Genomic DNA, 17705 nt, shown 5'->3' with positions numbered 1-17705 from the left:
TCCGCGGGGGCGGCGCTCTAGAGTGGACGCCGATGCACCCGGCGATGCGGTGCGCACATGTACCCGGCCTGGACACAGGCCAGAGGAGGTTGATCGTGGCCCGACGTCCGCGTCCGGACGGCTCCGGTGACACCGGCCGTGTCGCCCATTTTCTCGATCTGGCCCGAGAGACCATCCCCCCGATCCACCCGGCGGGCGCGCCGTTCGTCGCCGCGCCGGCCGCCGTGGCCCTCCTGGGGCGTCGGCACCGCTGGATCGCGCGGCCCGCCGCGCTGACCGCCGGGGCGTGCGCGGCCTTCTTCCGGCATCCCAAGCGTGTCCCGCCCACCGAGCCCGGCGTGGTGGTCGCTCCCGCAGACGGGACCATCGCCCTCGTCGACGAAGCCGTTCCGCCCGCCGAATCCGGCCTGGGCACGCAGCCGCTGCCGCGGGTCTCGACCTTCCTCTCGATCTTCGACGTCCACGTGCAGCGCGTGCCGATCGCGGGCACGGTGACCACCGTGACGCACACGCCGGGCGCGTTCGTCTCCGCCGACCTGCCCGAAGCCAGCCGCGACAACGAGCGCACCACGATGACCATCCGCACCACGGCCGCAGGCGGCGCCCCCGGCCCCGAGCTGGCGGTCGTGCAGATCGCCGGTCTCATCGCCCGGCGCATCGTGTGTGAACCGAAGGTCGGGGACTCGCTGGCGATCGGCGACACCTACGGGCTGATCCGATTCGGGTCGCGTGTCGACGTCTACTTCCCGGCCGGTACCCGGCCCCGCGTCTCGGTCGGGCAGCGCGCGGTCGGCGGCGAGACCCCGTTCGCGTACCTGGATCAGTGAACTCCGGCCCGGTGAACTCGACCGACATGACCTCCTCCGGCACGAATCCCGGGCGGCGACGCCCCGGATCACGCACCGCCCGCACCCCGACGGCACGATCGGCCAGTCGACACGCGCAGGCGCATCCGGCTCCGCAGAAAGCGCCGGAGCGTCGGCGTCTACGACGCCAGGCACAGGCGAGCCGCATCGTCATCCCGTCGTCGCTGACGATCCTCGCGATCTGCGCGGGACTGACGGCGATGCGTTCGGCGATCAACGGCGACGTCGACACCGCGATGGCACTCCTGGTCGCAGCCGCGTTCCTCGACGGCATCGACGGCCGGGTCGCACGCCTGATGGGAGCGACCAGCCGGATCGGCGCCGAGATCGACTCACTGGCCGACGCGATCAACTTCGGCGTGGTCCCGGCGATGATCATCTACTTCCACTTCATCGACGGCCACGACCTCGGCTGGGTGCTCGCCCTGATCTACTGCTGCGCCATCGTGCTGCGGCTGGCGAGGTTCAACACCCTGCTCGACGACGATGACGCACCTGCCTATACGCGGGACTTCTTCGCCGGCGTCCCCGCTCCCGCCGCGGCGATCGCAGCGCTGCTGCCCATCGGTCTGGAGCAACAGTTCGGCGAGGGCTGGTGGACGTCGCTGCCGGCCGTCGGCGGATGGCTGATCCTGGTCGCCTTCTTGGCCGTGAGCCGCGTCCCGACCTCCTCGTTGAAGACCGCGTCGATCCCGCCCGGCGCCGTGGCCGGCCTGCTGGTGTTGGTCGCCGCGGCCGCGGCACTGCTGGTGACCTTCCCCTACGTGCTGATGATGATCGCGATCGCCGGGTATGTCCTGCACATCCCGTTCGCGTGGCGCGCGCGTCGCTGGGTCGCCTCCCGGCCCGAGCACTGGGAGGACAAACCGGCCGAACGTCGCGCCCAGCGCCGTGCCCTGCGCACGGCATCTCCTGGTGGCCGTCGACGCCGGCCGGTCATCAACTCGCTCGGTCGGCTGGGCCTGAACCGTCCGACCGGCCCCGGCGTCCCCGCGGCCCGCGCCACCGGCGAGACGACCGAAAGCGAGCCCGAATGAGCGCACCCGCCTCCCTGACGCTGACGGCGCGTCACAATCCCTCGGCGGCCGAGGCCCGGCGCGGCATCATCCGCGTCCACCCCGAGGTACTCACGGCCCTGGCGCTCCGGGAATGGGACGCGGTGTCGATCACCGGCGCCCGCGTGACGGCGGCCGTGGTGGCCGCGACCGAGGCATCCGCACCCACCGGCGTGGCCCTCCTCGACGAGATCGCCTTCTCCAATGCCGGTGTCCGCGAGAACTCGACGGTCGTGCTCGCACCGGTCGCGGTGCAGGGCGCGAGCCGGGTGGTGGTGAGCGGTTCGGCGTTGGCCACCCAGTCGATCACCGAGTCGACGCTGCGCCGTGCACTGCTGGGAAAGGTCCTGTCCGTCGGTGACGCGGTCTCGCTGCTCCCCCGCGACCTCGGTCCCGAACTCGCCGCCACCGAGGCCACCCGTGCGCTGGCGCGGTCGGTCGGGATCACCTGGACCACCGAGTTGCTGACCGTCACCGCGACCGAGCCCGGCCCACCGGCGGACGGGCAGGTCTCCGCGCCCGTGAGCGTGCAGACCAACACCGCCGTGCTCTGGTCGACGAGGGCGGGCGAGGTGGCGCCGCTCGGCGACCGCACCGGGCCGGGTTCGCCCCGGATCCCCGGCGCCCTCGGCATGGTGTCGGAGACCGAGTCGTTTCGACCAGTGGTCGCGCCCGCCCCTGTCCGCGAGCCCGCCCGGGAGCCCGACGTGCCGGTCCGGCCGGTGTCGGAGCTGGTCGGCGTCGATTCCCAGATCACCAAGCTGACCGAATGGCTGACGATCACCCTCGACGAGCCCGACGTGCTGCGCACCCTGGGCGCGACGCCGCGTCTCGGCGTCCTGGTCACCGGCCCGGCGGGCGGTGGCAAGGCGACACTCGTGCGGTCGGTGTGCGCGTCGCGCACGCTGGTGACGGTCGACGGCCCGACCGCCGGCGCGACCCAGGCCGAAGCACGCCTGCGGACCGTCGCCGAGGCGGTCGCCCGCGCCCGGTCCGCGGGCGGGGTCCTGTTGATCACCGATGTCGACGCACTGCTGCCCGCCGAACCCGAGCCGGTCGCCGCCCTCATCCTCGACGAACTGCGCTCGGGCATCTCCGACGGTCGGATCGTTCTCGTCGCGACGACCGCCGAGCCGGTACGTCTCGACGCCCGGTTGCGCGACCCGTCGCTCTGCGATCGCGAACTCGTCATCGGGCTACCCGACGCCGCGACTCGGGCGCGGTTGCTGTCGGCGATCCTGTCGAACGTCCCGACCGACGGCGACCTCGATCTCACGTCGGTCGCGTCACGCACCCCGGGATTCGTCGCCGGCGATCTCGCCGCCCTCGCCCGGGAGGCCGCGCTCCGCGCCGCGACACGTGCGAGCGCCGAGAAGTCCGCGCCGTCCCTGCGCACCGAGGACCTCGTCGGCGCCCTCGACGTCATCCGTCCGGTGTCCCGCTCGGACTCCCCCGAGGTCGCGCTGGGCTCGATCACGCTGGCCGACGTCGGCGACATGGTGGAGACGAAACAGGCCTTGACCGAGGCGGTCCTGTGGCCGCTGCAACACCCCGACACCTTCGCCCGGCTCGGCGTCGACCCGCCGCGCGGGGTTCTGCTGTTCGGTCCGCCGGGCTGCGGCAAGACCTTCGTCGTCCGCGCGCTCGCGGCGTCGGGCCAGCTGTCGGTGCACACGGTCAAAGGCGCCGAACTGATGGACAAATGGGTCGGGTCGTCGGAGAAGGCGGTGCGGGACCTGTTCGCGCGAGCCCGCGAATCGGCACCCTCGCTGATCTTCCTCGACGAGGTCGACGCACTGGCCCCGCGCCGTGGCCAATCCACCGATTCCGGTGTCGGCGACCGCGTGGTCGCCGCATTGCTCACCGAGCTCGACGGCGTCGAACCGCTCCAGGATGTCGTCGTGCTCGGCGCGACGAACCGTCCCGACCTCATCGATCCGGCTCTCCTCCGGCCCGGTCGGCTCGAACGACTCGTCTTCGTGCCGCCGCCGGACGCCGACGCGCGCGGGGACATCCTGCGCGCCACCGGGCGAGACGTCCCGCTCGACGGAGTCGACCTCGACGACCTGGCCGCCGACCTCGAGGGGTACTCGGCGGCGGACTGCTCGGCGTTGCTGCGCGAGGCCGCGCTGTCGGCGATGCGCCGCGACATCGACGCCGCCTCGGTGACCGTGGCCGACGTCGACGAGGCCCGCCGGCGGGTACGACCGTCTCTCGACCCCGCGCAGGTGGCGGACCTGAAGGCCTACGCGCAGCGTCGTCTCGACTGACCCCGCCCCGGGCATCGACCGTGCGGGCCTTTCCGTCGACTGGGCAGGGGATTCCGTCGACTGGGCGCTGAATTTCGTCGACTGGGCAGGGATTTTCGTCGAGTGTGCGCAAGTGCGGATGGCGGCGACCTCGAGCTTCCGTCCTTGCGGCCATCAGATCGGGCCACTCGACGAAGAACGATGCACGGTCGACGAGAACGCCTGCCCAGTCGACGGAAAAGCCTGCACAGTCAACGAGAATCGCTGCCCAGTCGACGAGAATCCCCACCCGGTCGACGGATCCGGCTGATGATGACGGGAACCGGGTGAGTCCCGGAACACACTCGGAATAACCTCCGATAGTTGCTGGTTACAACAATCACGCTTTATAGTTGCAGCAATCAACCAATCCGGTACGCCGTCGCGCGTCCCGGTTCGCTGCCCGCCCCGTCTCCGGTCGCCGCGGGCAGCATTCTTTCTCGGAGGTTTGTTTTATGAGTGCACCCGCTTCCGCGGTGGCGCCGGCCGAAGACGTGCCGATGACTCATCGTCAGAAGATCAACGCCCTCGTCGGCCTCTTGCTCGGCATGTTCGTCGCATTCCTGTCGTCGACCGTGGTGTCCAACGCCCTGCCCACGATCATCACCGACCTGCACGGCAGCCAGGATCAATACACCTGGGTCGTCGTCGCCACTCTGCTCGCATCGACCGCAACGACGCCCATCTGGGGCAAGTTCGCCGACCTCGTGAGCAAGAAGCTGCTGGTCCAGGGCGCGCTGTTCCTCTTCACACTCGGTTCCGTCCTCGCCGGACTGTCCACGTCGGTCGAGATGCTGATCGGCTTCCGCGTCGTCCAGGGCTTGGGCCTCGGCGGTCTGCAGGCCCTGGTGGTCATCGTCGTCGCGACGATGTTCAGCCCGCGCGAACGCGGCCGGTACCAGGGACCGATGGCCGCGGTGATGTCCGTCGCAACCGTCGCCGGGCCCCTGATCGGCGGCGTCATCGTCGACACCAGCTGGCTCGGCTGGCGCTGGACGTTCTACGTCTGTGTCCCCCTTGCCGTCATCGCCCTCCTCGTCATCCAGCGCACACTGAACGTCCCGGTCGTCCGCAAGAAGGTCAGCATCGACTACCTCGGCGCGGTGCTCATCGCCTCGGGCGTCAGCACCCTGCTCGTCTGGGTGACGCTGGCGGGTAAGAATTTCGACTGGGCATCGCTGACCTCGTACGGACTGGTGGCACTCGGAGTCGCCCTGCTCGCCGCGGCCGTCTTCGTCGAGTCGAGGGTGTCGAGCCCCATCATCCCGCTGCACATCTTCCGCGACCGCACGACGACCCTGGCGACTCTCGCCAGCGTTGGCGTCGGTGTCGCATTGTTCGGCGGCGCGGTGTTCCTCGGGCAGTACTTCCAGATCGCGCGCGGCTACTCACCCACCGCGGCCGGCCTGCTGACTCTGCCGATGGTCATCGGTTCGATGCTCTCGGCGACCGTGTCGGGCAACCTGATCACCCGGTACGGCCGGTGGAAGCGATTCCTCGTGGCGGGTGCCGCGATGATGACGATCGGCTTCGGCCTGCTCGCGACGATCGACGCGCACACGAACATGGTCCTGGTCGGTGCATTCCTGTTCATCCTGGGCTGCGGCATGGGCATGACCATGCAGAACCTCGTTCTCGCGGTGCAGAACAACGTCAGCCCCGACAACCTCGGCGCGGCGACCTCGACGGTCACCTTCTTCCGCTCGCTCGGCGGAGCCGCGGGTGTCTCGGTGCTCGGCGCGATCCTGTCCAACCACGTCACCGACCTCATCGCGAAGGGCCTCGGGGCCCTGGGCATCGGGTCCGGACAGACCGGTGGCGGGGCCGCCGGCCTGGCCACTCTGAACGAACTGCCGGCTCCGATCGCAGCCATCGTCCGCGGCGCGTACGGCGACGGCACGGCCCGGATCTTCTTGGTCGCAGCGGTCATGGCGGCCCTGAGCTTCATCGCCATCACGCTCATCAAGGAAGTCGCCCTCAAGACGATGAGCAGCGATGAGGAACGCCGCGCGCAGGAGGCTGCCGCCGCCGACGTGGCCGTACCCGCAGTCGTGGCACCGTCCGCGGTCGGTCTCGTCGCGGACGACGCCTCCGCCGTCGGGACGCGGACGGGCGACGCCACCCGCGCGCGATGAACACCATCGCCGTCGGGGTGGACCTGAGTCCCGAATCCGAGGCGGCCGCCCGTTGGGCGGCCGCCTCGGCCCGCGTCGGGGACCGTCTGGTGCTGATCCACGGATTCGCTGCCACCGCAGCGCTGCAACCTCTCGGTGAGTTCGACCTCGACTTCGACGTCACCGCCACGCGCCGCGCAGCCGTCGCCCACGTGTCCTCGATGGCCACCCGCCTGGCCGCCCAGCATGCCGGTCTGCGCATCGACACCATCGTCGAGCACGACTTCGCGATCCCGCTCCTCACGCGGGTGTCGGACCGGGTCGACCTGATGGTCCTGGGACACCATCGGCCCGGACTGATCGAACGTCTCACCACCGGGAGCATCAGTTCCGCGCTCTCGGCGCGGTCGCACTGCCCGGTCGTGACCGTCCCGTACGGCAACCTCGCCACCGGTGGTCCGGTCGTCGCGGCGATCGACGTCGATGCCCCCTCCGATCTCGCGCTGTCGGCCGCGTTCGAGTACGCCGATGTCACGGGGAGCCCGGTGGCGGTCGTGTGCGCGATATCGGACGCGGCGCCGCCCGCCCAGATCGAATCCGTGTACGCACGCGCCGACGCGCTGCTCGCACCGTGGCGCCGACGCTTCCCCGACTGTGACACGACACTGCAGCTGGTCAACGGCAACCCGTCCCGCGCGGTCAGCGAGGCGGTTCCGCAGGCCTCGTTGCTCGTCGTCACCCGCCCGCGCGCGGGAAGCACCTTCGCGGCCTGGGCGGGTTCGGTGGCCCGCGCCGCGCAACACCACACGCGATGCCCGATAGCGATCGTGGATCACAGCCGGACATCCTGATGGCCGCCCTCGGTGCGAGAAGACCATCGAAACGGCTCGCCCACATGGACATCCACCGCGCCTGAAACTACTCTTGTTAGGTCCGTTCAGGCAGCGTCGAGAGGTGGGACATGGCACGGCCGTCCAAGCCGTTGATCAGTCGCAAGGCAGCCGTGATGGCGTCCATCGACATCATCGACTCCGAGGGACTCGACGCGTTCAGCCTGCCGCGGCTCGCGAAGCATCTCGGGGTCCGGGCACCGTCGCTCTATCATCACTTCGACGACAAGAACGAGATCCTCACCGAGGTCGCGCGCTACATCGCCGGCACCGCGGTCCGACGACCGCGGATGAACCCCGGACCCGACTGGCCGGAGTTCTTCGTCGCCCTGGCGCTGAACTTCCGACAGTCGATCCTGCGCCACCGCAACGCGGCCCCGGTCCTGCTGCAACATCTCCCGCGTGATCTGTTCACCTCGACCTACGAGGACACCGCCCAGTTCCTGCTCGACTCCGGCGTCCCAGTGGACCTGCACGTCCGCATCCTCGACGGCATGGAAACCTTGTCGATCGGCGCGGTCCTGATGGAAGCGATGCGCCCACCGCGCCCCAAGTCGGCGATCTTCCCGAATGTCTCCGCGGAATCGCAACCCCTTCTGGCGCAGGCGTTGTCGAGCAACGACCTCACCCAGCGCCAGCTCTTCGAGGCGATCGTTCGCAGCTTCCTGCACGGGATCATCCGTGACCACGACCTGCCGGCACCGGATGTGGAGGCCGCCGCCGCGGGATGACCACAACGGGGGGCGCCACGAAACCCCACCCCTCGACGGCCACCGCTCCACAGTCACCGGCCGACAGTCATAGATCGACGGTCAGAGATCGAGCACCAGCTTCGGTGTGCAACTACGAGATACACAGACCATCATGCAGTCGTTCGCGGCCTGCTCGTCCTCGGACAGCACCGAGTCGCGATGGTCCGGCACGCCCTCGAGAACGCCCTGCTCGCAGGTGCCGCAAGTGCCCTCGCGGCACGAGAAGTCGACGTCCACGCCATCCTCGAGCAACGCGTCGAGCACCGACTCGCCGGCGGACACGGTCACCGTCCGCCCACTGCGCCCCAACACGACCTCGAACGCCTCATCTGTCGAATCACTATCGTCCACAACGATCTTGGGCGCGAATCGCTCCACGTGGAGTTCGATGTCCGACCGGGTGGCGCACACCGCCTCGATGGCCGCGAGAAGAGGTTCGGGACCACAGCAGTACACCGCCGTTCCCGGCGGCACCTCGGCGATCGCGGATCCGAGGTCGAGCAAGCCGTACTCATCCTGGGGCCGGAGACGGACGTGATCCGGATACTGTTGCGCGAGAGTCTCGGCGAAGGCCATCCCGGATGCTGTCCGGCCGCCGAACAGCAGCGTCCATTCCACACCCCGGGCGTCGACCTCGGCGATCATCGGTGCGAGTGGGGTGATCCCGATCCCGCCGGCGACGAAGAGATACGAATCCGCCCCCACGAGTGGGAAGTTGTTGCGCAGCCCCTTGACCGCGATCAGATCCCCCACCGTCAGTTCATCGTGCACGCGCGCCGATCCACCCTGGCCGGCGGGCTCACGCAGAACGGCGACCCGCAGTCGGTCCCGGTCGGTCACGTCGCCGCACAGCGAATACTGACGGATCAGATCGTCGCCCAGGATGAGGTCGAGGTGCGCGCCGGGTTCCCAGGAGGGCAGCGGGTTCCCGTCGGGATCGACCAGCGTGAGCGACACGACCCCCTCGGCCTCCACCTGTTTCGCGGCGACCCGTAACTTGGCATCGCCGGAGAACTCGGTGGCCGTCAGGACCTCACTCATTCGGATTTCCCATCCTCACAACGGCTGTCGCCCGGCGCGGACGGCGCTCATCGGAACGCCGGCGGCGGGCTCGTACTGGTTCCGACCTGATAGCAGGAGTGCACGTCCTCTTGCTCGAAGGCGAGCAGACGGCACATCCGCACCGCACCGGCATCGTCGGGATCGATCCGCAACTGGGAGACCTGGATTCCCGAACCACGCTGCCGGACCAGCGCTGCGGTCAGCAGCGTCGTCCCGAGTCCGAGACCGCGTGCCTTCTCCGACAGGACGAGCGCGTGGACGGGCGCGGTCCGCAGTTCGAGATGCATACGGTGTTCGGTGGTGTACCAGACGAATCCGAGGACGTCACCGCTCTCATCCCGCGCTTCGATGACGGTCCCGCCACCACGACGGAGGTCGGCGGACACACGGTCGTGGTGCCGTTCGGGCAGCTGCGCGGCCGACACGACCCGGCCGATCTCGGGATCGTCGGCCGCGAGGTCGCGCGGCGCGGCGAGAGCGACCCGGTCCGGTACCCCGGTCTCGTCGAGAGGGAGTGCAAACGGACCGGCCAGGTGCCGAGCAAGGGTCCACTGCCTGCGCACCGCGGGAATCCCGAATCGCCTTGTCAGCCTGCCCGATGCCGGATGGGTGGCGTATGCCCAACACCGAAGCGCGCTGGCACCGGTGTGTTCCCACCCGTCAGCCCGGGTCACGTCCAGGCCGATCTCCTCCACCAGCAGGGTCGTGATCCCGCGTGAACGGTAGTCCGGGTGGACGACGTAGGACACCGTGCCCACTCCGTCGGCGTCGACCGACAGATGAAGGTAGGCCACGATGACCATCGGGACGTCCTCGAGCGGGCTGAGGTCGCGGCGGGCCTTGATCGGCAGGTGCGCGACGGTTCCAGCGTTTCCACCGGTCCCGCGCACGGTGTCGGCGTCGATCGACGAGAACCCCGCTTCCTCGTCGTATTCCGCGGCGTCGGAGACGAGTTGGAGGACCTCGTCGAGCTCCGCGCCGGTCAGTTCGGGACGCCAGTCGTAGGTGATCATCGCTGTGCATTCCCGTCCGTGGGCTGGAGGACACCATCGGCGACGAGCGCGCCGAGTTCGGCCTCGTCGAGTCCGAGTACCTCGAGGGCGATCTCGCGTGTGTCGGCACCCGGGGCCGGCGCCGGACGCAGTGGCGCGTCCGGGATCGAGGTGAATCTGGCGACCCGCACCGCCGTGGGCAGCGGCCCGGAGAGCAGCGGATGCTCGAGCTGCGAGTAGGCGTTCCGTTCGAGAAGATGTGGGTCGGTGAGCAACTCGGGCAAGCGGAGCATCGCGCCTGCGGGCACGCCGGCTTTCTGAAGGGCGGTCATCGCCTCGGTGGGTGTCCGGTCGGCGAGCCAGCCGGTCAGCACCTTGTCGGCCTCGGTGCGGTTGTCGATCCGCGCATCGACGGTACGGAACCGCGGGTCGTCGGCCAGATCCTCACGGCCGATCACGCGTGCCAGGCTCCGCCATTCGCTGTCATCGCGGACCGTGACGGCAATCCATTCGTCGTCTCCGGCACAGGGATAGACGCCGGCCGGCGAGGCGAATGGATCGCTGTTGCCGACGGCCGACACCGATCCCGCGGCCAGGGACTCGCGTGCGAGCTGGCTGCCGAGGGCGACGAGGGCCGTGTCGGCCTGCGCGATCTCGATGTCGGCGCCCTGGCCGCGCGAGGTTCTCGCGATCAGCGCGGCGAGAACGGTCACCGCGCTCACCTGCCCACCGATGTGGTCGGGGTACACGGTGGAACCGTCACTCAGGCCGGTGTCGTCATCGGAGTAGCGCCAGAGAGCCGAGACCCCGCAGGCGGCACGGACAAGAGGTCCGTAGCCGAGCCTGGTGTTCCACGGTCCGACACTCCCGAAGGCGCTTCCCTCGGAGACGATGATCCGCGGATTGACCTGTCGGAGTTCGTCGTAACCGATTCCCATCGCGTCGAGGGTCCCGGGTTTGAAGTTCGCGAGCACCACATCGGCGTCGGCCGCCAGCTTCCGGAACAGTTCCTTGCCCGCATCCGTCCGCAGATTCAGTCCGAGCGATCGACGGTTGCGATGACCCCATGCCACCGACGGGGACAGGGAGTTCGGTCGCTTCGACTGGCGCAGACCGTCGGGGAACTCGCGGTTCTCGACCTTGATCACGTCCGCACCGTGGTCGGCGAACTGCCTGCCGAGTTCGGCCCCGAACACCACGACGCCGAGGTCGAGCACGCGCAGCCCGGCGAACGGGTGTGACCCCGGCTCTCCCAGGTCGTCCGCGCGACGCCAGGCCTCGGCGTTCGTCGACCAGGTGTACTCGTCGGCACCCGCGTCCGCGACCGGAGCCCGATGCCGGAATCCCGCCCGGTGTCCGCCGATCGACACATAGCCGGAGGGGATCCGCGCATCGACACCGGGTGCGATCTCGGCGTCGATGAGAGTTCCCGCGGCGCTGAAGTGTTCGTTGTCGAGGACTTCGCCGATGCGCAGGACCCCGCCGATCGGGATACCGCGCGCGGCGCCTTCGGCGACGAGCTCGTCGCGGGTGTGGGCGGCGAACATCTCCTCGATCAGCGGGTGCAGCCGGTCGGCGGCGGCGAATCGCGCGGGGATCGTGTCGTACACGGGGTCGGCGAACTCCTCGGGTTCACCCAGCCAGGCGAACATGGCGCGCCACTGGCGTTTGGCGAGCAGACAGATTCGCACCTGCCCGTCCGCGCAGCGCAGGACGGGGTAGAAGTTGGCCGCGTCGGGCCGGTCCCGCGGGAAGTCGTCGCGCCGTCCGGCCGCCGCCGAACCCTGGACGCCGAACCCGGGATCGAATCCGTGCACCACCGCCTCGAAGGCGGAGATGTCGACGAGTTGTCCGCTGCCGGTGCGGAGGCGATCGTAGAACGCCAGGAGTGCCGACCACGCGGCGTGCACGCCCACCGACTGCTCGACGAGACCGGCCGGCGGCAGGAGCGGATCGCGACCGGGTTCGCCCGACCGCGACAGCACACCGCTCATCGCGTAGATCACCGACTCGGTGGCCGCCCAGTCGCGGTAGGGTCCGGTCAGTCCGAATCCGCTCACCGTGACCACGACGAGCGCGGGATTCTCCTCGCGGAGATCGGCGGGCTCGATCCCGCTCCCGGCGGACGTGGTCTCCACGAGTATGTCGGCGCCGCCGACCAACTCGCGGAATCGGGATCGTCCGGCCTCGGAGTCGAGGTCGAGGATCACGAGGTTCTTGTTCGCGTTGTTGAGCGCGAACGGGATGCTGATCCCCGCCTCGACCGGTTCCGCGTGACGCGAACGCGAACCGCCCGGCCGTTCGACGCGGACCACCTCGGCACCGAGGTCGGCGAGAAAACGGCCGCACGATTCACCGAGGCCGTCGGTCACGTCGACGACCCGCACACCTGTGAGAGGCAGACCGTTCATGTCACTCCTGTCGAAAGTATTTGTGCCGCAGCAGAGGGCTGTGTCTTCTGCGGCCGAGTTCAGCGCGTACCGAAGTACACCGATTTGGTGGACACATACGGCGTCAGGCCCTCGGGGCCGAGTTCCCTGCCGAGTCCCGACGCCTTGACGCCGCCGAAGGGCGCCGCGAGATCGAGTGCGTAGTAGTTGACTCCGACCGTCCCGGTGCTGATCCGGTCCGCGATCGCCAGCCCGCGGGATTCATCCGTCGTCCAGACCGTCCCGCCGAGCCCGTACACGGAGTCGTTGGCGATGCGGACGGCATCGTCCTCGTCGGTGTACTCGGTGACGGTGAGGACCGGACCGAAGATCTCCTCCTGTGCGATCGACGCGGAGTTGTCCACGTCGGCGAAGACCGTCGGCTCGACGAACCAACCCTGTGGCTGACCGCCGGGGACGCCGCCGCCGGTGGTGATGCGGTATCCGGCTGCGCGCCCCGCCTCCACATGACCGAGCACCCGGTCGCGCTGCGCGGCGCTGACGAGCGGTCCGATGGCGGTCGACTTGTCGAGCGGGTCCCCCACCGGCAGGGCCCGGACCGTCTCGGTGACGGCGTCAACGACCTCGGCATACCGCGAGCGCGGTGCGAGAATCCGGGTGCTCGCGTGGCAGGTCTGGCCGTTGTTGACCAGCGAGACGTCGAGCAGGTGCCGGCTGAACTCGTCGAGATCGGCGTCCTCGGCCACGATGGCCGCGGATTTGCCGCCGAGCTCGAGCGTCACCGGGCGCAGCAGAGCACCGCAGACCTCGCCGATGGCCCGCCCCGCGGCCGTCGAACCCGTGAACGCCACCTTGTCGACGCCGGGATGCCGGACCAGGTAGGCACCCGCTTCGCGTTCGGCCGGAACGACATTCAGCACCCCGTCAGGGACACCCGCTTCCAGTGCCGCGTCGGCGAAGACGAAGGCATCCAGTGCGGTCTCCGGTGCGGGTTTGAGCACGATCGTGCAACCCGCCGCGAGGGCCGGCGCGATCTTCATCGCCGCCAGCGGCTGAGGGTAGTTCCAGGGGGTGATGGCCGCGACGACACCGACCGGTTCACGCCGGACAACGGTGCGTCCACCGAAGGCGCTCGGGCGCACGTCATCGGTGTCGGTGGCGCGGATCAGGTTCGCGTAATACGTGAGCATCGCCGCCGGGCCGTATCCGTTGACCGACTTCGACAACGCGATGGGCATGCCGTTCTCCCGGCTGACCAGCTGGGCGGTGTCGCGCCCGCGTGCGGTCAGAGCGGCGGCGAATCGGTCGAGGACATCGGCCCGCTCCCCCGGACCCATCGAACGCCATGGTCCCGACAGCGCCGACCGCGCCGCGGCGACCGCGCGATCGATGTCGGCCGGGCCGGCCAGCGTGCTTCTGCCCAGCGGCTTCTCGGTGGCCGCCTCGATGACGTCGTACCCCGTGCCCGACTCTGTCGGTGTCCACTGTCCACCGATGAACAGAGCGTCTCGCTCCAACATGTCTTCTCCCGATCAGATGTGGTGACGGAGGTGGTGCCTGTCGCCGCTAGACGGTGTCGGCGTGGCCGAACAGCACCGAGCTCACGAGCGGCGCCATCGGCCCTCCGATGAACAACGACGTCCGCGCCTCGGCGACCTGGTTGGTGGACGTGCCCCGGATCTGCCGGACGGCCTCGACCGCCAGATTCAGTCCGTTGATGAACGAGTCCGCGAGATTGCCCCCGCTGGTGTTCACCGGCAACTTCCCGTGTGGGGCGGTCAGATTGTCGACCGTCATCACGGTGCCGGCCGCCTCGCCGGGTGGGCACAACCGGTGATCGATCAGCGCGGCGACCGCCGGACCACTGAAGTTCTCGTACACCTGGACCACGTCGACGTCGTCGGGTCCGAGGCCCGCCGCCGCCCAGAGACGTTCGGCGACACCGGGTTTCCCGTTGTTCGCCGGACCGAAACCGGCCGTCGAATACTGTGCGTCGTTGTCGACCCGTTCGCAGAAGCCGCCCGGCGCTCCTTGCGCACCGGCCAGCACGAACGCCGGGTCACGACGGAGATCCCGTGCACGGTCGGCGCCGACGAGGACCAGCGCGACGGCACCGTCGCTCTCCCGCGAGCAGTCGTAGAGATGGAAGGGCTCGGCGATGAGCCGCGAGGACTCGTAGGTCTCCTCGTCCAGCGGCTTGCCGTGGCCCTGCGCAGTCGGGTTCTGCTGCGCGTGCTGATACGCGGCCAGCACCAGCGAACGCATCGCCGAGCGGGGCACACCGTCGTGCTCCAGCATGCGCTGGGTGCGCATGGCGCAGATCTGGGCCGGCGACCCCACACCGTGTGCGAGGAAGTGAGATCCGTAGTGGTACTTGGCGTATCCGAGGCGCCCGGTGTCGGCCTGCGACATCGCGCGGTACACGACGACGCACTGCGCCTGACCCGACGCGATGGCGACGGCCGCGTTGGTGATCGCGGCCGCCACACTTCCGCCGCCGCCACCCCACATCATGTTCGACCAGCGCAGCTCGTCGATCATCAGCGCCGCGCCGAGGATCGGCCCGTCATTGGAACCGCCTGCGTACGAAACGAATCCGTCGATCTCCCGGGGTGAGACTCCCGCGTCGGTGCAGGCGTCGAGGATCGCCCGGATCGTCATCTGCTGTTCGGTGAACGGCGACTGACCGCGCTTGTAGTGCGCCTCGGAGACACCGACGACTGCGGCGCCACCACGGATTCCGTTGCTCATCTACGCCCTCCGTCGCTCGACTCGGCCCGTTGCCACCGGAGAAGCGGCCACGGTTCACCGTCGCGTTCCTCGAAGACCCCGACGACGCGATCGCCGATGTGTGGGGTGCGTTCGGGATCGTCGGTCAGCAGGCCGAGGACGCGCCGAGCACCCGCGTTGTCCAGTTCGACGAGCACGCTGACATACGCCAGCCGGTCGGACAGCTCCTGGATGTAGGGATACCAGCTTCGGCTCCAACTGTAGATCGTGCCGACGGGTTCGACCGCCTCCCAGCCTATGTCGAGCGAGTGGCAGTTGCCGCACACCGACTGGGGGCTCCAGATCCAGGTCGAGCAGCTGCGGCAGCGCTGGAGGCGCAACTCACGCTCGGTCAGCCCGTCCCAGTACGGCTGGTCCAACCCGTCCGCGGCGGGCCCCCAGGGAACGTCGACGGCGGTCATCGCACCGACTCGGGTGCGAAGTTCTGCAGGGCTCCGGCGAGCCATTCGCCGTCCCGACGCTCCCAGATCGAACGCAGGCCGATCTCGCGACCCTCCGTGGTGTAGACGGTCTCCCCGATCATGCGGTCGCCGTCGGCCCGGACGCCGACGATCCGGTGCCCGTCCACCGCGCCGCGCGGGACGTCGACGCCGTCGAAGACCGCCGGGATGTTCTCCTGGATCATCTCGGCCACCGCGGCTTTCATGTCCCCGTCGACCACATGGCCGACGTGCCGCTCGTAGCGCGCCCGGAAGTCATCCAGTTCGCTCATCGTGTCTCTCCTCACCGCCGGATCACTGTCCGTCGTCATCGCCATAAACCTTACGGCTTTAGTTATATGTCGTCAATCGAGATGCGCGGAGCCGTCGGCGGCGATGCGCACGCGTCGCCCCTGCGCCTCGGTGCTCGCGAGTTCATCCAGGTCGCCGGTGTCGGTGACCACCGCCAGGGTGCGACCGCCACCGGGAACGCGACCGGCGACGAACGCCCGCTCGGGGACGCCGGTGCGGCCATAAGCGACGGTCCAGGTCTCGAGTTCGGCGACACCCTCGTGGGAATCGACCACCTCGACCGGCCGCTCGGCGCCTGCCCATACCCGATGCACCGCTTCGGTGACGTCGTGCCGACGGAAGCCGGCGGCGGGCGGCTCGGTCGAGTACACGCCGAAGGCGTGTTTGGTCAGGTACCCGCTGTTCGCGGTCACCATGCCGAAGGTGCCGGGCGATCGGCGCAGCCGAGTGGCCACCGTCGCGATCGCGTGCGTGCTGTAGTTGTTCCACGGACCGCCTGCGAAGGTGAGCCCACCGGTGCACGTCAGCGGACGACCGGGATCATCTGTCGGAACCCCGATCTCGGCAGCGGCGACCTGGACGGCCGAGGGGAAGCACGAGTAGATGTCGAGGTGCTCGATGTCGCCGATTTCGACCTCCGCGAGTTCGAGCGCCCGGGCGGCGCCTATCCGGATCGGCGCCGAACCGTCGAGCGCGGGACGCGCCGCGACCGCGTCGGTGTCCTTGGACTCCGTCCCGCTGTGCGGGAAGACCCAGGACGAGGTCGGCACCCCCAGGCGCTGCGCGGTCTCGACGGAGCACATCAGCAACGCCGCACCCTGATCGACCATGTTGTTGGAGTTCACCAACTTCGGGTAAGGAGAAGCGATCAGACGGTTGGCGTCGGTCGGGGTCACGATCTCCTCCGCCGCGTAGTTCCGCTGTGTCCACGCGTGCGGATTGCCGGCGGCCACCTCGCTGAACGACGACCACAGCTCGCCGAGCACCTTCTCGTGGTCCGCGATGCTCCTGCCGGCCCCGATGCGCAGAGCCTGCTCGAACAGCGGGTAGACAAAGGACGGCCGGTCCAGCCCGATCCGCCGCTCGCTCTCGGCCTCCATGGGTACATCCGGGACGATGATCGGCGCGGACGGGGTCGAGTCGTCCTGTCGCGTCCATTCCGGCCGTTCCCCTCTGGCGCGGAGTTTCATCCGCGTACGCCAGGCCTCGCCACCGCCGATGAGGACCACATCGGCGCGGCCCGCGGCGATGTCTTCGGCAGCGCCGTTGACCAGCACCTGTGGCGTACTCCCACCGTTCCCGGTGTATCCGGTGTGCCGTGGATGTGCTCCGATCCGTTCGGCCACCAGGGCACCGGGGTCGCGATAGCGCCACGAGAGCAGGCCGACCACGCGGACGGAGTCGATCAGTTCCAGGAGGCGCATCGTCCCCGCTTCGGCAGCCGCCTCGCGCGCCGCACGTGCGATCAGGTCGACCGGCTCGACGCCGCCGTCGCGAGCGGTGATCTGTCCACCACCGACGAGGACGGGCGTGCGGGGATCGATGGTCATCAGGGGCCTGCCTCCAGTTCGACGAGACGGCGGGCGACCGTCACGTCAAATCTAACTTCAATAGATTACCGGCCGCAATCCACCCCTCGTGGATTGCGGCCGGATGGCGTCAGACGCGCGGGAGCACCTCGGTGGGTGCGTCCTGCCAGACCCGATCGTCTCGTCGGCGGCTCGCGACGTCGGCGGCGTGCGCACGGTTCTCACCGCGGATCTGGTCTTCTTGTT

At 69.3% G+C, this 17705-nt stretch carries 14 protein-coding genes; 6 read left to right on the top strand and 8 right to left on the bottom strand.

The window, feature by feature from the left end; translation table 11 throughout:
• The first annotated feature begins 95 nt into the window (after positions 1 to 95).
• The 6 genes from AMD30_RS11325 to AMD30_RS11300 all read left to right on the top strand — a co-directional run bounded on the left by AMD30_RS11325 (position 96) and on the right by AMD30_RS11300 (position 7944).
• A complete protein-coding gene (locus AMD30_RS11325) occupies positions 96 to 827 on the top strand; it encodes a phosphatidylserine decarboxylase (protein WP_055475704.1) in 732 nt (243 codons plus the stop codon).
• Between the two features lie 26 nt (positions 828 to 853).
• Positions 854 to 1903 carry a CDP-alcohol phosphatidyltransferase family protein gene (locus AMD30_RS11320; protein WP_231632690.1) on the top strand — a complete coding sequence of 350 codons (1050 nt, stop codon included), beginning with the start codon at positions 854 to 856 and terminating at the stop codon, positions 1901 to 1903.
• Positions 1900 to 4191 (top strand): AAA family ATPase, encoded by a 2292-nt coding sequence (locus tag AMD30_RS11315; protein WP_055475702.1) that lies wholly within the window; start codon positions 1900 to 1902, stop codon positions 4189 to 4191. The genes AMD30_RS11320 and AMD30_RS11315 overlap by 4 nt, the downstream gene beginning before the upstream one ends.
• Before the next feature lie 473 nt (positions 4192 to 4664).
• On the top strand, positions 4665 to 6344 hold the full coding sequence (locus tag AMD30_RS11310; protein ID WP_055475701.1) for an MFS transporter: 1680 nt from the start codon (positions 4665 to 4667) through the stop codon (positions 6342 to 6344).
• On the top strand, positions 6341 to 7174 hold the full coding sequence (locus tag AMD30_RS11305; RefSeq protein ID WP_010842877.1) for a universal stress protein: 834 nt from the start codon (positions 6341 to 6343) through the stop codon (positions 7172 to 7174). Before AMD30_RS11310 ends, AMD30_RS11305 begins: the two co-directional genes overlap by 4 nt.
• Before the next feature lie 110 nt (positions 7175 to 7284).
• Positions 7285 to 7944 (top strand): TetR family transcriptional regulator, encoded by a 660-nt coding sequence (locus tag AMD30_RS11300; RefSeq protein WP_055475700.1) that lies wholly within the window; start codon positions 7285 to 7287, stop codon positions 7942 to 7944.
• An 81-nt stretch (positions 7945 to 8025) separates the two neighbouring features.
• On the opposite strand, the gene AMD30_RS11295 is transcribed toward AMD30_RS11300, so the two are convergent.
• The 8 genes from AMD30_RS11295 to AMD30_RS11260 form a co-directional block, all read right to left on the bottom strand.
• A complete protein-coding gene (locus AMD30_RS11295) occupies positions 8026 to 9006 on the bottom strand; it encodes a PDR/VanB family oxidoreductase (protein WP_055475699.1) in 981 nt (326 codons plus the stop codon).
• A gap of 47 nt (positions 9007 to 9053) precedes the next feature.
• Positions 9054 to 10040, bottom strand: coding sequence for a GNAT family N-acetyltransferase (locus AMD30_RS11290; protein WP_055475698.1), 987 nt, complete (start codon positions 10038 to 10040; stop codon positions 9054 to 9056).
• Positions 10037 to 12430 carry a CaiB/BaiF CoA transferase family protein gene (locus AMD30_RS11285; protein WP_055475697.1) on the bottom strand — a complete coding sequence of 798 codons (2394 nt, stop codon included), beginning with the start codon at positions 12428 to 12430 and terminating at the stop codon, positions 10037 to 10039. Before AMD30_RS11285 ends, AMD30_RS11290 begins: the two co-directional genes overlap by 4 nt.
• Before the next feature lie 59 nt (positions 12431 to 12489).
• A complete protein-coding gene (locus AMD30_RS11280) occupies positions 12490 to 13929 on the bottom strand; it encodes an aldehyde dehydrogenase (RefSeq protein WP_055475696.1) in 1440 nt (479 codons plus the stop codon).
• Between the two features lie 46 nt (positions 13930 to 13975).
• On the bottom strand, positions 13976 to 15160 hold the full coding sequence (locus AMD30_RS11275; RefSeq protein WP_010842883.1) for a thiolase C-terminal domain-containing protein: 1185 nt from the start codon (positions 15158 to 15160) through the stop codon (positions 13976 to 13978).
• Positions 15157 to 15600, bottom strand: coding sequence for a Zn-ribbon domain-containing OB-fold protein (locus AMD30_RS11270; protein ID WP_055475695.1), 444 nt, complete (start codon positions 15598 to 15600; stop codon positions 15157 to 15159). The genes AMD30_RS11275 and AMD30_RS11270 overlap by 4 nt, the downstream gene beginning before the upstream one ends.
• Positions 15597 to 15911, bottom strand: a complete 315-nt coding sequence (locus AMD30_RS11265) for a hypothetical protein (RefSeq protein ID WP_055475768.1) — start codon at positions 15909 to 15911, stop codon at positions 15597 to 15599. The genes AMD30_RS11270 and AMD30_RS11265 overlap by 4 nt, the downstream gene beginning before the upstream one ends.
• A gap of 72 nt (positions 15912 to 15983) precedes the next feature.
• Positions 15984 to 17480: an acetyl-CoA acetyltransferase gene (locus AMD30_RS11260; RefSeq protein WP_055475694.1), complete on the bottom strand. Its 1497-nt coding sequence runs from the start codon at positions 17478 to 17480 to the stop codon at positions 15984 to 15986.
• Between the last annotated feature and the right edge of the window lie 225 nt (positions 17481 to 17705).

The organism is Gordonia sp. HS-NH1 (genome assembly GCF_001418765.1).
Lineage (GTDB): Bacteria > Actinomycetota > Actinomycetes > Mycobacteriales > Mycobacteriaceae > Gordonia.
This window is presented reverse-complemented; position numbering and strand designations above follow the sequence as displayed.